This is a genomic window from Bacillus sp. 007/AIA-02/001 (assembly GCF_004634455.1).
GTDB lineage: Bacteria > Bacillota > Bacilli > Bacillales > Bacillaceae_G > Bacillus_A > Bacillus_A cereus.
Window position 1 is genome coordinate 715,232 of the sequence record NZ_SEIY01000001.1, and the last position, 17,957, is coordinate 733,188.

Here is a 17,957-nt window from a genome sequence, read left to right on the forward strand (position 1 = left end):
TTAACTCTTAGCTTTTTTCATTAGAAAGGCTTCTAATCGGTCGCAGCCTTCTTTTAAAGTTTCGATACTATACGCATAGGACAAGCGAAGGTAGCCTTCACCGTATTCAGAGAATGCTGTTCCAGGAACTACAGCTAGTCCCGCTTCTTTGACAAGATCAAGTGCAAAATCAAATGATGAAGATGTCAAATGACCAACATATGGGAATAAGTAAAATGCACCTGTTGGCTTTTCAACTGTTAATCCCATTTGAGTGAGTCTATTATATACGTAATCACGGCGTTTTTTATATTGGTGGCGCATCATTTTTGGTGCGTCTTTAGCTGCTGTTAATGCTTCAATTGCAGCGTATTGAGCGATTGAAGTAGCACACGTTACATTGTATTGATGAACTTTTAATATGTGTCCTGCTAAATAACTTGGTGCAAATAAAAGTCCAACACGCCAGCCAGTCATAGAATGTGATTTAGATAAACCGTTAATGACAATTGTTTTTTCACGCATTTCTGGGAAATGAGCGATAGATGTATGCTTTTGTTCATATACAAGCTCGCTATAAATTTCATCTGAAAGGACGAAAATATTTTTATCTTTTAAAACATCTACAATATCTTTTAGCTCTTCTGTTGATAAAGTTACACCGGTTGGGTTAGAAGGATACGGTAGTACGATACATCTTGTTTTTTCTGTAATAGCATTTTTAAGCGCTTCAGCTGTTAAACGAAATCCAGTTTCACGAACATCTACAAAAATAGGCGTTGCACCGCATAATCGAATAATAGGTTCGTAGCCTGGATAAATAGGAGCAGGTAAAATTACTTCTGTTCCTGGCTCTAAAATCGTTCGGAATGCAACATCAATTGCTTCGCTAGCACCGATTGTAACGATGGTTTCGTTTTCAGGTGAATAATGTAAATCGTAGTTATCTTTTACGAAGTTACAAGCTGCCTTACGTAATTCTAGTAAACCAGCGTTATGTGTATAGCTTGTATAGTTTTCTGTAATAGCCCGTTTAGCCGCTTCTTTCACGAGAGAAGGTGTAGGGAAATCGGGTTGTCCAATTGTTAAAGAAATCAAATTATCATAGTTTTGAATCATGTTAGAGAACTGACGGATTCCAGAAATTTGGATGTCCTTCACTCTAGGGTTAATGAATTGTTCCATTGTATCTCCCTTTCTTCCGTTTGAAAATTAAGTTCATTTTATCATATTTTCTATGATTACGCTTTGTATATGTTATTTAGAAAGAGAGAGAAAAGAGAAAAAAAGCCGCTATAAGCGACTTTTTAATATCCGTATTCCCAATCTATTTCATCTTCATTCCAGAGTACAGAGGATACCTTGCCAAGGTGAACGACTGATTCGTTTACAGCACATGTGCAGTTTTCATCTCCCGCTTTATGCTGTAACTCTTCATATACTGATTTTTCAACATTTTCTAGAACAACCAAATTTTCTTCTTTTAAAACAAGCGTAGTACCCGCCATATTTATCTTCCTCCTACTAAAGTAATGATCACTTATTTGTAAACATAGATAGTATGGATTATATGCTGTATTTTGCTATAATTGTCCGTCTAAAAAAGTATTTTTATATTTTCTTTGTAATCCGTATTCATTGTATACTGCACGAAGGAAATTTGGTACAGGGTTTACAATCATTTCGAAAATCTGTAACAATTATTATGAGTTGTTAACAAAGAATTAACAAATATGTTAAGAAAAATCAAAATTTTAAAACAAATACACCTATAAAATGATATAATCATATCAAAATACATATAGGGGATGAGAGGTTATGGAGCTTATCCGTGATTTATTGATTCAAATTGCCATCATAATTTTGCCACTATTTTTATATGAAGCGATTCGTTTAAATCGCTATCAAGAAATGCCTCCGAAGCCAAATCGTTACTTTATTATGTTTTTATCTAGCGTTACGCTCGTTCTCTCCATGACATACTCTATTTGTTTTGGCAATGTGTGTGGGTATAACTTTCACCCCATTCCAATTGTCAGTGGTTTTTTATATGGTGGGATTGTTGGTTTAATCCCAGCGGTTATTTTTGTTGCATATGAATGGTTACTAAAGGGAATGAGCTTTCTTCCAGTTTTAGAAGTAATATTTCTATTGATAGTTCCGCTATTTTTATCAAAGAAATGGTCTCTTTTTTCAAGGGATAAGAAATTAATTTTAGCATTTATGATTTCATCATTTTATGTGCTTGTTTCTTTAGTATTAGGCATGATTAATGTTCTTTTGGAAACAGGATTTACACCGTATATTTCGCAAATATATAGCGGATTTATATTTGCCTCGCTTATCATGGTCATGACAATGGTATTTCAGGTGTATTTAACTGAATATTTAAATGAAAATGCATTGCTACGTACAGAGATGCAAAAATCAGAAAAGCTTAATATTGTAAGTGAGTTAGCAGCAAGTGTGGCACATGAAGTTCGAAATCCACTAACTGTTGTTCGTGGATTTATCCAATTGCTAGAAAGTACGGAAGATGTGAAGAATAAGGATTATATGCGTCTTGTATTAGCTGAATTGGATCGGGCGGAACAAATTATTTCAGATTACTTAAATTTAGCAAGGCCGCAAATTGAGAAAAAAGAACACATTTGTTTATCAGCCCAATTAATAGAAATGACCACTCTTATGTCGTCATTTGCAGCGATGCAAGGTGTATATTTACAAGTTGAAATTTCAGAAAGTCTTTATACGATTGGTGATAAGACAAAATTGAAGCAAGCTATTATGAATGTTGTTAAAAATGGTATTGAAGCAATTCAAGGAAATAAAGGATATTTAAAAGTAACAGCTATTCAAAAAGATGAAACAATCATAATAAGAGTTAAAGATAGTGGTGTTGGTATGACGAAAGAACAGTTAGCAAGGCTTGGGCAACCATATTATTCTTTAAAAGAAAAAGGGACAGGATTAGGACTTATGGTAACATTTAGTATTTTACAAGCGCATAATGGTACATTGGAATATAAGAGTGAAAGTGGAAAAGGCACTGAAGCAATTATTATATTACCAGCTGTACAAAATAAGGAATAAAAGTTACCGATGAAAGGTAACTTTTTATTTTATATTGTTTATTCATTTGTTTTTTCTTGTTTTGCTCGGCTAAATAAACTTTTAAATGATTGAAAGAAGCTTTGCTCTTTTGAGGCAGCAACCATTCTTTTTGTTTCTTGAATTTCTCGAATAACTTGCATAAGCTGTGCATCACGGTTACTGTCTTTGTTATAAATTTGACTAACAAGTTTATTCATTTTTTCTTCCTGTTTGGATTCTCGTTTATACATATGATTCATTAATAAGTCCATCTTTTCTTTTTGCAGTGCATCTGTTTGAGCGGCGTGATCGACTAACTCTTGAAGCATTTTTTCTTGAGAGCCTTCTTTTACATAAACTTGTTGCATCAATTCGTCTAGTTTCTCATCCTTTAAACGATTTTGTGTAATTAGAGTAGAATTTTGATGAATAATTGCTTCATTTAATTGAGCTAGCATTTCAAGTTTTAACATGAACTCCTCAAAGTTACGCCCATCTTCTTTTTCTTTCGTTTGTATCTCTTGCTTATCTTGTATAACTGGTACAGGTGGGGCCTCTTTTTCTTTTAAAATAATCGGTATCGTTTCTGAAATATCTTCTTGTAATGTAGCAGCTCTTTCGTGTATAGATTTCAATAGTTTTAAATCATCAAGTTTATAAATACGAGCATCAGCTGTTTTGGAAATCATATAACCATGTTCCTCTAACAGCTGACTATATTTGCGAACTATATGTTTTGGGATGCCTGTTTTATTCGTGACATCTTTCGTTTTATAGGTAGCTTCCATCATATTTCCTCCCCAAAAAGTATCGTATATATCATTTCAATCTTTTATGAGGACTTCCTTTGAAAAAGAATGTCGGAAGGCTATTAGTTTTCTACAGCATTAGTGAAAAAATGAAAATTTTTGGCGGAATGGCAAGGAATAACTAAAATAATGTCTGAAAACATATACAGGAGAAGTTTGTTATAATAACGGAGGAAAAGAAACTGGTAGAAACATGGAGGTATACATGAAGCAATTAAAAGGTATTATCATTTCAATTATCGCAATTCTGTCTATTTTAGTAGCAGTTTATGAAGTACTTGTGCCAGAGGAAACAAGTGTAAAGAAAACGAATACGTATGATCAAGTGTTAGAATTTCCGAAAGAACGTTATCCAGAGACAGGAAAACATATTACGGATGCTATAAAAGAAGGGCATTCAGAAGTTTGTACAATCGATCGTGGTGGTGCTGCAGATAGAAGGAAATTGTCGTTAGCACCATATCCATCAAAAAAAGGGTATGATCGTGATGAATGGCCAATGGCGATGTGCAAGGAAGGCGGAAAAGGAGCACATATTGAATATATAAGTCCGGCGGATAACCGCGGAGCAGGCTCTTGGGTAGGGAATAAGTTAGATAAATACCCAGATGGTACGCGAGTAAAATTTGAAGTGAAGTAGTAGTTGTATATTTCATAATGAAGGAGAAGGGGAACTATGGAGTTAACGATTTCTTATTCGCAATTAATGTTGATGAACTATGACGGTGAGCAGCCTTATGTAGATTGGACTGATGAAGATTTTGAAAGAGGTTATGCTAAGGCAGATGGAACTGTTATTTTTGAAGCACTTTCTGATTATACTTGTGAAGTGAAAGTGACCCCAGGGAAACATATTGAAAAAGAAGAAGTAGTTAGAACGATTACGGTTCCTTTTACAGTTGAAAATGAAAGTATCGTTATAACGAGTATTCTTTCTAATAAATTTCAAATACCTATTCCAAATGGTGAGTATACAGTTGTATTACAAGCAATTCCTCTTGAAGAGCCAACGGATGATGAATTATATAAAATACAATATGAATTCTTTTTTGAAAGTAAAGAATAAAAAATGGGTTATCCTGAGAAAAGGATAACCCATTTTTGTTATGCGTTTGTTTTTAAAAGGGAACGAGCATCTTTCGCTGCTTGCACCATATGTTCTAAAGCTGGAATAACTTCTTCTGTTTTTCTCGTTTTTAAACCACAATCGGGATTAATCCAGAAATATTTAGGATCACATACTTCTAAAGATTGTTCTACGATTTTATACATTTCATCTTTACTCGGTACACGTGGGCTATGAATATCATATACACCTAGGCCAATGCCTTTTTCATATGTTGTATGTTTTAATGTATCAATAAATTCTCCGTGACTTCTTGATGTTTCGATAGAAATTACATCTGCATCTAATGCGCGAATCGCGTCAACAATATCTTCGAAGTTACTGTAACACATATGAGTATGAATTTGTGTTTCATTTGCTACAGAAGAAGTTGCTAAAAGGAAGGATTGTACTGCCCATGTAATATAAGCATCCCAATCTTTTTCTTTTAGTGGCATTCCTTCACGAAGTGCGGGCTCATCGACTTGGATTACTCTAATTCCAGAAGATTCAAGTAGTTCAATTTCGTGACGAAGAGCTAGTGCAATTTGATACGAAACTTCTTTTCTTGGAATATCATTTCGAACGAAGGACCAATTTAAAATTGTAACAGGTCCGGTTAACATTCCTTTTACAACTTTCTCTGTTAAGCTTTGTGCATAAACTGTTTCCTTAATAGTCATGCCGTTAATAAAGGCTACATCACCATAAATAACAGGTGGTTTTACGCAGCGGGAACCGTATGATTGTACCCAACCGTTTTTAGTGAATGAGAAACCAGCAAGGCGCTCACCAAAATATTCGACCATGTCAGTTCTTTCAAATTCACCATGTACAAGTACATCAAGCCCAATTTCTTCTTGGTAACGAATCCATTTTTCTGTCTCTTTTTCAATAAATTGTTCATATTGGTCATTTGAAATAACACCGTTACGCCATTCTTTTCGCGTTTGACGAACTTCAGTTGTTTGCGGGAAGCTACCAATAGTCGTTGTTGGTAATAGCGGTAACTCTAGAGCAACTTGTTGTAATTCGTATCGTTTTTCAAATGGAAGAGGACGTGAAAAATCTTCTTCTTTTAGTGCTGTTCGTGCTGCTTTGACATCTTCTCGGTTACGTGCAGCAGATGAACGAATTGTATGATGTACGTTTCGATATGTTTCCAGCTCATTACTAATGCTTTCTGTACCTTGAGTGAGAGCGGAATGAATAAGAACTAACTCTTCTAATTTTTGATTTGCAAATGCTAACGCATCAAACAGCTCAGTCGATAAGTGAGTTTCTTCTGTTTTATCGATTGGTGTATGCAATAAGCTACAAGAAGGCTGAACGATGATATCTTTCGTTTGGACTTGTTTTTGTAACGTTGTAAATAACTCAAGAACTTCATCAAGGTCAGCTCTCCAAATGTTACGGCCATCTATACAACCGACAGCTAAAGTTTTATCAGCTGGGAATCCATATTTTGAAATAGCATTTAGATTACCTTCTTTACCATGAATGAAATCTAATCCAATACCGGATACCGGGAATGTAATAATTTCTTCATAGTTTTCTTCTACGCTATCAAAATATGTTTGTAAAAGAAGAGTCGCATTTGGAACTTCTTTACGAATAGCTTCATAAATTTCTTTTGCTTGTTGAACTTCTTTTTTAGTTAAAGAAGCGAAAATCGGTTCATCAACTTGAATGGCTTGTGCCCCAGCTGCATGTAGTTCTGAAAGCAGTTGTACGTAAGGTGCAACTAACTGTTTTAAAATGTTAGGAAATTGTTCTTGTGTATAGCCTTTAGCTAATTTTAAGAAAGTATATGGTCCTAAAATAACAGGCTTTCCATCTACTCCTAATTCTTGTTTTGCCTCTTCGTATAAGCGAAGTGGGCGATTATCTTTTAAAGAGATTTGTAATCCCTCTTCATATTCAGGAACGATATAGTGATAGTTTGTGTTAAACCATTTTGTCATTTCGGAAGCTACGTGATCTTTAGAGCCACGCGCCATTGCGAAATATACATCAAGGTAAGATGTAAACTCAGAAAAACGTGATGGAATAAATCCTAGCATATAGGCAGTATCCAAAACGTGATCATAATATGTAAAGTCGCCAATTGGAATGAGTTCAATCCCTTTTTCTTGCTGTACTTTTACGTGTTGAAGGCGAATTTCTTTCATTGTTGTTAAAAATTGTTCTTCATCGATTTTATTGGACCAAAAAGCTTCCAATGTTTTTTTCCACTCTCGTTGTAGTCCGATACGTGGATAACCTAAGTTACTTGTTTGAATTGCCATTTTAAATTCCTCCCTAATTGAAAGTAAGCATTTCCGTTTACTAGGAAATACCTATAACAAAAAGTACAAAGACATAGAAAATAAGCCTTCCTTTTTGTTTTAACACCTCATCATCATCCGTGAATCTATCAGTGTTGTTAAAACAGGCAGGTCTCCTGACTTATGCTTCATATAATTTCTTTCACCTTCCCGTTTTCACAGTGGCACCAAAAAGAAATCTCAGCATTTACAGTGGCGGGACCGTGTTGGAGTTTCACCAAGCTTCCCTTTTAAACACGAAACGAAACTTTCGTGTACCTATTTTCCTTTTGAAAGGAATTTAACAAGCGATATGATATTGAAACAAATTCTAACACAATTTTTGGAATTTTGTCTACTGTTTTGAAATAAGAAAATTCAAAAGTTTTTATTTCTTATTATTATGACTTTTCATCCTGGATTAACTAATAATATTACAGTATAAAAAGAGAAATTGAGCTATGAAAGAAGTAGGGATGCCTTCTTTCATAGCTCAATTTTCATCTATAGCAACTTCTGAAAGTCGGCCTGCTATAGCATCTTTAAGGAGGGTGTTTAGCCATTGTAATTCAACTGTAATATGCTCAATTACACTTTGCAAAATATATAGTTGTGCACGTGGAACCTTTCCTTTATTACAATCATATATCGTTTGCATAGTATGTAAATATTGAAGAGTATCGTTTTTCTTTTTTTCTAAAATAGGAACTAATTCGTGATCATTGCTAAAGTGAGCGAAAGATAAGGCCGAATAAATAGGTTTATATATTTGGTTTTTGGCTTCGAATTGTTTTAATAGTAAAGTGTGGAATAGTTTTTTGCCTTCTTCTGTTATATGAAAAATCGTTTTGTCAGGTCGATTTGTGTCTCTAATTACATTTGTAATATGAATTGCGCCTTGCTTTTCTAATTGCTCGAAGGCGTAATAAAGTGATCCTTTAGCATATTTAATGTAACAATCCATTTGTCGTTCTTTCATAATATGCTGCACTTCATATGGATGTTTATCTCCTTCGAGTAGCAAGCCGAGAATGACTAATTTCATGCTCATGCTGTCTCAACTCCTGTATATAAAAACTTTATCTAGTAAGATCCCCACCCAAAAATTCAGCGGAAGCAAAGAAGTTAGGTGGGGATTAACTGCCCGTAAAAGCCCGATTGGTGAGGGCTAATAATCAGTGGGGGATGAACCCCCCCCCACTGATTAAAGTTTCACTTTATACATATTATAAACGGCATATCCTTTTTCATAAAGGAATATGCCGCTTCTTTTTTATATTAACTAACTTGCTTTTGTTTTTCTTTCTTTTTAGGGTCTGTAAAGAGGCGTTCATTTCCCATAAGTAAAATACAAATAATACTTAGTACAGCCGGGATGAGTGCCCAGAAGAATGTATTCGCAATAGATGTAGCGAGAGCTTCTTTAATACCCGCTAATATTTCAGCAGGAATTTTTGCGGTAGCGCCTGGTGATAATAAGAAACTTGTGTCTCCGCCTTTTGGAGCTAATTTTGCTAGTTCAGGGGGAAATACAGAGTTTAGTTTATCTGTAAAAATATGATTTTGAATTGTACCGAAAATCGTTACACCAAGAGTCATACCGAGTGATCGGAAGAATGAGTTTGTTGATGTCGCCGAACCACGGTCCCGCATTTCCAACTTGTGAATAGAAGACATACTTAATACTGAGAATGAGAAACCAACACCAAGCCCAGCGAGAATCATAAATAGTGTTACGAGTAAACGAGGTGTGTCCATTGTTAAAGTACTTAATAAATAAATACCAAGAACGAAGAAGACACCAGATACCATCATAATGTTACGATAGCTTGTTCGAGAAGCTAATTGTCCTCCTGTTTGACTTCCAATTACAGAACCAACCATCATTGGTGTTAAAATTAATCCAGCATTAGAGGCGGAACCTCCAAGAACGCCTTGAATGAAGATTGGAATATAAACTGTACAGATAATAAAAGCGGCACCATAGAAAAAGGCAACTCCTTGGCTAGCTGCGAATAAAGGTTTTTTAAATAGATGGAACGAAATAATAGGCTCGGTTGCTTTTCGTTCTACAAAGAAGAAAATAATAAGCGTAATAAATACTGTTGTAAATAAGCCAATAATTACAGTGGAATTCCAGGCATATTCCTTACCACCAAGTTCTAATGCGAACATTAAGCAAACGATACTTATGACAAGTGTAATAGCACCAGCCCAATCAATTTTTTGTTTTCTAAATTCTAGAGACTCACTGTAGTATTTAGTAATGAAGAAAAAGGAGATAAGTCCTAATGGAATATTAATATAGAAGACCCAATGCCAACTTATATAGTCAGTAATATAAGCACCTAATAAAGGACCGAATACACTAGATGTCCCAAAAACAGCACCGAATAGTCCTGTCATCTTCCCGCGTTTTTCTGGTGGGAAGATATCATACATAATTGTGAAGGCGATAGGCATAAGGGCACCACCACCGATACCTTGAATAGCTCTATAAATACTTAATTGCTCAATACTTGAAGCTGTTCCGCAAAGAGCAGAACCGAATAAGAAAAGAATGAGGCCACCAATATAAAAACGTTTCCGCCCGTACATATCAGAAAGTTTCCCGAAGATAGGCATCCCTGCCATTGTTGCTACCATATAAGCTGATGTGACCCAAACAAACTTATCAAATCCTCCTAGGTCTCCAACGATTGTTGCCATTGCGGTTGCAACGATTGTATTATCCATTGCGGCCATTAATATACCAAGCAGTAAACCAGCAACAACAAATTTTGTCTTGTTGGCGTCTTTTTTTAATGGTTGAGTTTCCAAATATAACCCTCCTTTAGAAATAAGTAAACTATATTAAGTTTTGAGTGCAGTGGATAAAAAATTTTAAATGTATAGTTGATTTTAATTCCTTTTCCATAAGTGCACTGATATGCCATAAAGAATATTATAGTCAAATTTGACTATAAGGCAAACTTTTTCTTCCGTCAAAATATTCTTTCGTATGAGTAGAGAACGAGTGAGCCATACTGAATATTGCTATAAAGGAAATGAAGTAAATTGTAAAAAAATTCCATAAAGAACACCTTCTGTTAATAGATGAAAAATGGTTTTTTCTTCATATTGTCGAATAGGATAAAAGGAAGAGAAATATTAAACATTGCTTGTAGCAAGCTTTAGTGATTTGGGGAATTCATTGTGTGTATGTTACATCTGAAATGAGGTGAATATATATTATGAAAATATGGGGACGAATTTCGGATACAGGAAAGTATTCAATACCGCTACAACCAGTATTGTGGATTGACGGATCGAAAAAGGAAAACGAATTTCCTCAAGTAGCCGTTACATTACAAATTGGTAGTATGTATACAGAACAGTTTTCGTATGAATTGACCTACGATGTAAACGACATACTTATTATGCGAATTGAAGTGGAAAATAAAGGGGTAGAAATGATTTCGAGAGTTGTTGTAAGTCATATGATTCGAGATTACTTTGCTTATATTCCTAATTCTTTAAAAGTTGATAAGGGGATAAGTGAGTTTTTATTCCAGCTTGTTAGATGGCGAATTGATGATTTGTTACCGAATGAGAAGGTGGAACTACGTTGTAAAATAAAAGCTAATAAAGATAAAGCTCTTAAACAAACATTCTTTCAGGCTACATATACATTTCAAGATAAAGAGATATCATATGGCCCACTGCAAACAAATGAAGTTGTTGTGCGTCAATGATAAAAAGGAACCTGTACAAAAGGTTCCTTTTTTAGTGAAGGTTGTGTTTTTTGAGTATTTTCTTTTGCTCTATTCCTTTTTTTCCTACATAGTTATTTTTGTAGCCAAAGTATAGAATAAATAAAAATGAAACAACATTAACAATAGCGTCGATTTGATCGTTTGTAATAAAGTGTATGCCGAAAGAGGTAAATAATAATTTTAATGATAATAGAAAACCAGCTAGTAAACGCATAGCATCTGATAGATTCTCTTTTTGTAGCATATAGATTACTCCTTTCTATAAAAGTTATATTATATATATATATGAAATAGAGTAGAAAAGGTATACAAGCTTAAGCAGAAATGTACATTGCATATGTACATTTTTTATTTTGTAGAAAAACATTATTGATATAGAAACATATATTGGTATAAAAGGGGGAAAAGTATGAAACATAAAGGGAAAATTAGTGGATTATTGCTTGGCAATACTGTGGCAGTTACAGAATGGATTGCACTTCAGGATGTAATTGCAAAACTGGATTCACGATCATTTTATACCGTCTTTATTATTTATATATTGCAAATGATACTAAGTTATTATTTTGGACATTGGTACGATAAAAGAGCGAACGAGCGTATGGGTATGGAAGTAGGAGGAATGGCAAGCAATGATTTTGTTGTTGATTTTTTTGGGAAAGTAGCTGCTTTATCTGAAAGAGATTCTCGTAATATTACAGTGTACATTCTTTCTGTAAAAGAATGGGAAGGATTAAAAGACACGTTGCAAGAAAAAAAGTTGGGAGTATTAGTACAAAAATTAGAGAGTACCATTGTAAAGACAATTCGGAAGGGCGATGTTGTTACAAAGTGGGATGAAAATAAGTACGTTATTGTAGCAATTGATAATGGTCATGAAACATCAACAATAACAAAACGATTAATGAAAAATATTGAAAGTGAAATAGAAGGTGATTTACTCAGTGTCACTCTTTTATTTGGAGCAGCTAGCTATCCAGTAGAAGGAAAAACGTTTGAAGAACTGTTGAGAAAGTCGCAAAATCAATTGTACCAGTATAGAAATTTGCAAGAAAATGAGTGAAGCTTTGATTTGAAGATATATGATAGGAAGATGTTTTATTTGTAACATTTTTTTGACTTTTATTACAAAAAAACGCCACGTTTGTAATAAAAGTCTTTAAAAATATATGAAATAAGCATATAATTATGATGGTAGTGTCAATGCAATTTGCACAGTGTGTTTTATTTTAAAAGTGTAGAGGAAAGCAAGCTCTACACTTTTCCTTTTTAGGAAATGAAAAGAATATTTGTAAGTTGTTGCGAGATATCGATTGTACTGTGTAAAATGAACAAAGAGATTAATTGATAGAAAGCTGGAAAGGGAATGATAGACGTGAGAGCGGAGCGATCACCTTTTATCAGGTGAACTATTATAGTCTTATTAAGACTGAGGTGAAATTCCGTGGACATTAAAGTAATACATAGTGTAAACAGGCCTTAAAAAACACGAAGTAGTATACTTAAAGATGGATATGGAATTGCTAAATAATTCAAAAAGAATAATGTAATATCAAGTAATAATTTGTACAAACAATATTAATGATCTTCGTAAAAAAGATGCGAGTGTATAGAACAATTACATATTTTATAACTTTTTTATATTACACGATGGTCGTTTATAAGTAGGAGGAAGAGATGTTGAAATATAGTAAATTAGCAATTGTAACTGCATTATCAATGATTTTATTAGCCGGTTGTTTCGGTCCGAAACCAGAAGAAGAATTATATGTAGCGTTTGAAAACGCTGCTAAACAAGAAAAAACAATGTTTGAAGATGCAAAAAAACTTGAGACTTTAGAGAAAGAAGGACAAGAATTATATAACCAGATTGTTCAAGAAGGAAAAGATAATAATCAAACTGTTAAAGAAAAACTGAATCAAGCAGTGAAAAATACAACTGAACGAGAAAAAGTGCTTGCAAAAGAAAAAGAAGTTTTAAATAAAGCGCAAGAAGAAGTGAAGTCAGCTGATAAGTATGTGAAGAAAATTGAAGATAAGAAATTGAAAGATCAAGCTGATAAAGTGAAAAGCACGTATGAGAAACGACACGATTCATTTAATAAAATGTATGACAGCTATGACAAATCTTTAAAACAAGAAAAAGAGTTATATACAATGTTACAAGATAAAGGTACTAAATTAAAAGATATTAGTGAAAAAGTAAAAGTAGTAAATCAATCTTATAAGGATATTGAGTCAGAAAAAGATAAATTTAATGAATTCACAAAGTCTTATAATACAGAAAAAGTAGCTTTTTATAAACAAGCAAATATTAAAATTAAAGAAGAGAAAAAATAAAACAGTTTGGCCTACACTTGGCCAAACTGTTTTATTTTTTTGTATAAGTACGACTATACCATGGAACAGGTTCACTTAATTTTTTTTCTTGTTTTAATGCTTCAGGACCAATATAATCTTGAATTGTTTTTTTTGCCACTGTTAAAGATAAGGTTGTTTTCGGATTTCGATAGGAGGATTCAAGATGACCAAGATGCGGTAGAATTCGAAAATCTTCTTTCGTAGGAGGGATGTGGAAAAAATAATCGCCTAAACGTATAAGGACATCAGATTGTTGTTGGCTGAAACGTGGGTTTCTAGAAAAATGTAATCCTTCTTTAATTGCTTTTTTTTCAGCAATCAAACGTTCTAAAGCTGTCTTTTTTAACCAGTATAAATATTTAGGATTAGTAGCTGCTTTAGCATGACGATTCACAACGAAAATAGATTGAGCTAGTCGATTAATAGAATGTTGGTTTTGTAATTGAGATTGTGGTTGTGAAGGTTTCATATTGAATCTCCTTTCAATTTTTCATTATTATACCATAAATAAAATAGGTATTTATTATACGCAAAAAGTGATTGTATATATTTTCAATATTAAAGCAATATTGTTACAAAAAACAACTATTTTGTATAATAGTAATAGAATATGTTTTTGAAATTTGATAATGAAAGAGTGAGAAGTTTGAAAGAAATATTAAAACAACAGTATGCCATTATAGATATTGGATCTAATACAATGCGTTTAGTTATTTATGAAAAGCAAAATGGAGGTTTTTATAAAGAGATTGAAAATACGAAAGTTGTTGCTAGGTTAAGGAATTACTTAATTGATGGTGTGTTGAATGAAGAGGGAATAGAAGTATTATTACAGACATTATTTCAATTTCAAGAAAGTACAAGATTCCATCAGTTGCATCATGTACTTTGTGTTGCAACAGCAACAATTAGACAGTCGGAGAATCAAGAGGAAATTAAAAAGCTTGTTGAAGGACAAACGGACTTTACTCTTAGAGTATTATCAGAGTATGAGGAAGCGCGTTACGGATACTTGGCGGTTATGAATTCTACATCGTTTTCAGAAGGAATAACGGTAGATATCGGCGGGGGAAGTACAGAAGTTACATACTTTAGAAATAGAGAGATTTTAGAGTACCATAGTTTTCCATTTGGGGCACTTTCTTTAAAGCAACAATTTATTAAAGGGGATATTCCTACTAAAGATGAGTTAGAGGGAATGCAACAGTATTTAGAGTTTCAATTTCGAACGTTACCATGGTTAATCAATAAGAAATTGCCTCTTATTGCAATTGGTGGTAGTGCTAGGAACTTAGTGAAAATCCATCAAAATTTAATATGCTATCCTATAGCAGGATTACATTTATACAAGATGAAAGAAGAAGATATTGAAAGTGTAAAAGATGAATTGGAAAAATTGTCGTACATAGAACTTCAGAAATTGGAAGGATTGGCAAAAGATCGAGCAGATACGATTATTCCAGCGGTTGAAGTATTTCATACACTTGTTAATGTTATAGAGGCACCGGCATTTGTATTAAGTAGAAAAGGGTTAAGAGAAGGTGTTTTCTATGAAGAGTTGACAAAAGATTTGGGGATTTCATATTATCCGAACGTAGTTGAAGAAAGTCTGCATTTACTATCACATGAATACGAAATGGACATGGAATTTGTTATTCAGCTTATTAAACATGGAAGACTAATTTGCAAACAACTTGAGGAAATAGGGCTTATTTCTATGTCAGTAAAAGACTGGGAAGTGTTCCATCAAGCAGCGAAAGTATTTAATATAGGCAAATATATAGACGAAGAAGCAAGTCGTTTACATACGTTTTATTTATTAGCGAATAAGACAATTGATGGCATGATGCATAAAGATCGAGTAAGGCTAGCGCTTATTGCATCGTATAAATCAAAAATGTTATTTAAACAACATTTATCTCCATTTGAAGGTTGGTTTGATAAAAGCGAACAAAAAAAAATCCGCCTGTTAGGAGCTGTTTTACAATTTTCAGCTACTTTAAATGTAAGGCAACGATCGCTTATTGATACCATATCTATAACAGAAAACGAAGAAGGATTAACATTTAAAGCTTTATGTGAACAATCGGCATTAGCGGAAAAAGTGCAGGCTGAAAAACAAAAAAAACAGTTAGAAAGAGTGTTAAAAACGAATATTAACTTGTTATTCGAACTAAAACATTAGGTTGTACGGATGTCTTTACAAAAAATTTACACTTTATAATATTGTAATTTGCTAAAATAAAAGTAACTAAATTATAGTGAAAAAGTTTCAAGGGGAAGTGTGAAGAGAATGGAATTATTGAAGGGGAATGCAGTAAATTTAAATGATACAGCTTATTACAATAATCGAGAGTTAAGTTGGTTAGCATTTAATGAACGTGTCTTACAAGAAGCGCAAGATGCAAATAATCCACTTTTGGAAAGATTGAAATTTATTAGTATTTTTAGTTCGAATTTAGATGAATTTTTTATGGTACGTGTAGCGGGATTAAAGGATCAAGTGAGTGCTGGATTTAATCAGCCAGAAAATAAAGCTGGCTTAACACCAAAAAAGCAATTAAATAAAATTGCGATAAAAGCCCATGCACTAATGACAGTACAATATGATACATTTAAAAATTATGTATTACCAGCGCTTGAGTTAGAGGGAATTGAACGTTTAACATTCAATGATTTGACGAAAGAGCAGCGAGAATTTATAGAAGAGTATTTTGATGAGCAAATTTTTCCGGTGTTAACTCCTGTAGCTATTGATGCATATCGCCCATTTCCAATGTTATTAAACAAAAGTTTGAATTTGGCTACTCTTTTATATGATGAGAAGCAAGCGGAAGAGGAAAACAGGACGAAGTTAGGAATTGTGCAAGTTCCTTCATTACTTGAGCGCTTCATAATTTTACCGAGCGAAGGGCAAAAGCATAAATTTATTTTATTAGAAGACGTAATTAGTAGCTTTACTCATAAATTATTTACGGGATATACAGTATCATCTGTTACTCGTTTCCGTATTACACGCAATGCAGATTTAACGATTCATGAAGAAGGTGCGAGAGATTTATTAAAGGTAATTGAAAAAGAATTAAAAAAGCGTAAGTGGGGGGCTGCTGTTCGTTTAGAAGTTGGGAAAGAACACATTGATGAAAGAGTACTAGCGTTATTATATGAGGTTCTGGAAGTAAAAGATGAAGATGTATATATAATGGATGGTCCATTAGATTTAACATGTTTGTTTTCTTTATATAAAAAACTAGCTCCTTTATATGAACATCTTGTATATCCGGCTCTTATTCCGCAACCACCTCAAGATTTAGGTGATGAAGAAGATGTATTTGAAAAAGCAATTGAGCATGATATTTTATTACATCATCCTTTTGAATCATTTCAGCCGGTAGTTGATTTTGTCCGTGATGCGGCGGACGATCCGAATGTACTTGCGATTAAACAAACGTTATATCGTGTAAGTGGTGATTCACCGATTATTCAGGCGTTAAAGATAGCGGCTGAAAAGGGAAAACAAGTGACAGTATTAGTTGAATTAAAGGCAAGATTTGATGAAGAAAACAATGTTCATTGGGCTAAAGAATTGGAACAGGCAGGCTGTCATGTTATTTACGGTGTAAGTCACTTGAAAACACATAGTAAAATTACATTAGTTGTAAGAAGAAAAAACGGAAAAATCGAAAGGTTCGTACATCTCGGAACTGGAAACTATAATGATGCAACAGCGAAGTTATATACTGATTTTGGATATATTACATCAAGAAAAGACTTTGGGGTTGATGCAACCAATTTCTTTAATTATTTAAGTGGTTATACAACAAAGCCACATTTTCATCATTTATCGGTTGCTCCATTTGATATAAGAGAGCAATTTATAGATTTAATAGATGAAGAAATCCGTTATCATAGGCAATATGGAAATGGATATATTATCGCTAAGATGAATTCATTAACAGATAAACCATTAATTAAAAAAATGTACGAAGCATCACAAGCTGGAGTAAAGGTAGAGCTCATTGTTCGAGGGACATGTTGTTTAAGACCTGGCATTCCAAATGTAAGTGAAAATATTCGTGTAGTTAGTGTTGTTGGAAGATACTTAGAGCATAGCCGTATTTATTATTTCCATCATAATGGGGAGGAGAAAATATATTTATCTTCAGCTGATTTGATGACGCGAAATATGGAGAAGCGAGTGGAAATATCTTTCCCGATATTAGATATTGAAATGAAGGCACGAATTAAGGCGATTTTACAGCTTACATTAGCTGATAATGTGAAAACACGTGAACAAAATAAAGATGGTGATTACTATTATGTTATTAATAGTAGTACAGAAGAAATTGATAGCCAAGTGAAGTTGTTTAAGATGGCATATCAAAATACAGACGCTGAATAATGAAAAAAGTAAAAACCTCTTATGTCAATAAGAGGTTTTTACTTTTTTCTACTCATATGCTCCAAAAATGGAAGGATGAGTAGAAACAATAGTTTTATTATAAGCGTGTAATGAGATGGCTCGTTGAGAGAATAATATTTGAAAGAA

At 33.5% G+C, this 17,957-nt stretch carries 16 protein-coding genes and 1 riboswitch; of the genes, 8 read left to right on the forward strand and 8 right to left on the reverse strand.

The window, feature by feature from the left end; genetic code table 11:
* Positions 1 to 1,164: an aminotransferase A gene (locus ES895_RS03925; RefSeq protein ID WP_000434578.1), complete on the reverse strand. Its 1,164-nt coding sequence runs from the start codon at positions 1,162 to 1,164 to the stop codon at positions 1 to 3.
* A 122-nt stretch (positions 1,165 to 1,286) separates the two neighbouring features.
* Positions 1,287 to 1,487 (reverse strand): hypothetical protein, encoded by a 201-nt coding sequence (locus ES895_RS03930; RefSeq protein ID WP_000929277.1) that lies wholly within the window; start codon positions 1,485 to 1,487, stop codon positions 1,287 to 1,289.
* Positions 1,488 to 1,797: 310 nt separating this feature from the next.
* Between ES895_RS03930 and kinB the strand changes: the two genes are divergently transcribed.
* Entirely contained in the window at positions 1,798 to 3,072 is a 1,275-nt protein-coding gene (gene kinB / locus ES895_RS03935) for a sporulation sensor histidine kinase KinB (RefSeq protein ID WP_000420369.1), read from the forward strand.
* A 38-nt stretch (positions 3,073 to 3,110) separates the two neighbouring features.
* On the opposite strand, the gene ES895_RS03940 is transcribed toward kinB, so the two are convergent.
* Positions 3,111 to 3,860, reverse strand: a complete 750-nt coding sequence (locus ES895_RS03940; protein WP_000388471.1) for a DUF3967 domain-containing protein — start codon at positions 3,858 to 3,860, stop codon at positions 3,111 to 3,113.
* Between the two features lie 226 nt (positions 3,861 to 4,086).
* Here ES895_RS03940 and nucA point away from each other — a divergent pair, with 226 nt between their 5' ends.
* Positions 4,087 to 4,521: a DNA-entry nuclease gene (gene nucA / locus ES895_RS03945; protein WP_000811494.1), complete on the forward strand. Its 435-nt coding sequence runs from the start codon at positions 4,087 to 4,089 to the stop codon at positions 4,519 to 4,521.
* 36 nt (positions 4,522 to 4,557) lie between these two features.
* Positions 4,558 to 4,947, forward strand: a complete 390-nt coding sequence (comJ, locus tag ES895_RS03950) for a competence protein ComJ (RefSeq protein WP_000424030.1) — start codon at positions 4,558 to 4,560, stop codon at positions 4,945 to 4,947.
* Between the two features lie 38 nt (positions 4,948 to 4,985).
* On the opposite strand, the gene metE is transcribed toward comJ, so the two are convergent.
* The 3 genes from metE to ES895_RS03965 form a co-directional block, all read right to left on the reverse strand.
* Entirely contained in the window at positions 4,986 to 7,274 is a 2,289-nt protein-coding gene (gene metE, locus ES895_RS03955; protein WP_001007603.1) for a 5-methyltetrahydropteroyltriglutamate--homocysteine S-methyltransferase, read from the reverse strand.
* Between the two features lie 128 nt (positions 7,275 to 7,402).
* Positions 7,403 to 7,590: riboswitch (cobalamin riboswitch) on the reverse strand.
* 195 nt (positions 7,591 to 7,785) lie between these two features.
* A complete protein-coding gene (locus ES895_RS03960; protein WP_000062063.1) occupies positions 7,786 to 8,343 on the reverse strand; it encodes a PadR family transcriptional regulator in 558 nt (185 codons plus the stop codon).
* 227 nt (positions 8,344 to 8,570) lie between these two features.
* Positions 8,571 to 10,112: an MDR family MFS transporter gene (locus ES895_RS03965; protein ID WP_135238168.1), complete on the reverse strand. Its 1,542-nt coding sequence runs from the start codon at positions 10,110 to 10,112 to the stop codon at positions 8,571 to 8,573.
* Between the two features lie 413 nt (positions 10,113 to 10,525).
* Here ES895_RS03965 and ES895_RS03970 point away from each other — a divergent pair, with 413 nt between their 5' ends.
* Positions 10,526 to 11,026 carry a hypothetical protein gene (locus ES895_RS03970; protein WP_000708120.1) on the forward strand — a complete coding sequence of 167 codons (501 nt, stop codon included), beginning with the start codon at positions 10,526 to 10,528 and terminating at the stop codon, positions 11,024 to 11,026.
* A gap of 31 nt (positions 11,027 to 11,057) precedes the next feature.
* Here ES895_RS03970 and ES895_RS03975 read toward each other — a convergent pair whose 3' ends face one another.
* Positions 11,058 to 11,291, reverse strand: coding sequence for an SPP1 phage holin family protein (locus tag ES895_RS03975; RefSeq protein WP_000939446.1), 234 nt, complete (start codon positions 11,289 to 11,291; stop codon positions 11,058 to 11,060).
* A 165-nt stretch (positions 11,292 to 11,456) separates the two neighbouring features.
* Between ES895_RS03975 and ES895_RS03980 the strand changes: the two genes are divergently transcribed.
* Together ES895_RS03980 and ES895_RS03985 are read left to right on the forward strand one after the other, a co-directional pair.
* Positions 11,457 to 12,110 carry a diguanylate cyclase domain-containing protein gene (locus tag ES895_RS03980; protein WP_000680811.1) on the forward strand — a complete coding sequence of 218 codons (654 nt, stop codon included), beginning with the start codon at positions 11,457 to 11,459 and terminating at the stop codon, positions 12,108 to 12,110.
* Positions 12,111 to 12,724: 614 nt separating this feature from the next.
* Positions 12,725 to 13,387, forward strand: a complete 663-nt coding sequence (locus tag ES895_RS03985) for a YkyA family protein (protein WP_000922482.1) — start codon at positions 12,725 to 12,727, stop codon at positions 13,385 to 13,387.
* A gap of 31 nt (positions 13,388 to 13,418) precedes the next feature.
* Here the strand turns inward: ES895_RS03985 and ES895_RS03990 are convergent, their stop codons facing one another.
* Complete coding sequence (locus ES895_RS03990; protein ID WP_000804862.1) at positions 13,419 to 13,877, reverse strand: YkyB family protein; 459 nt, start codon at positions 13,875 to 13,877, stop codon at positions 13,419 to 13,421.
* 141 nt (positions 13,878 to 14,018) lie between these two features.
* On the opposite strand from ES895_RS03990, the gene ES895_RS03995 reads away from it, so the two are divergent.
* Together ES895_RS03995 and ES895_RS04000 are read left to right on the forward strand one after the other, a co-directional pair.
* Complete coding sequence (locus ES895_RS03995; protein WP_050552234.1) at positions 14,019 to 15,593, forward strand: Ppx/GppA family phosphatase; 1,575 nt, start codon at positions 14,019 to 14,021, stop codon at positions 15,591 to 15,593.
* 108 nt (positions 15,594 to 15,701) lie between these two features.
* Complete coding sequence (locus tag ES895_RS04000; RefSeq protein WP_000421677.1) at positions 15,702 to 17,810, forward strand: polyphosphate kinase; 2,109 nt, start codon at positions 15,702 to 15,704, stop codon at positions 17,808 to 17,810.
* Positions 17,811 to 17,957 lie beyond the last annotated feature (147 nt).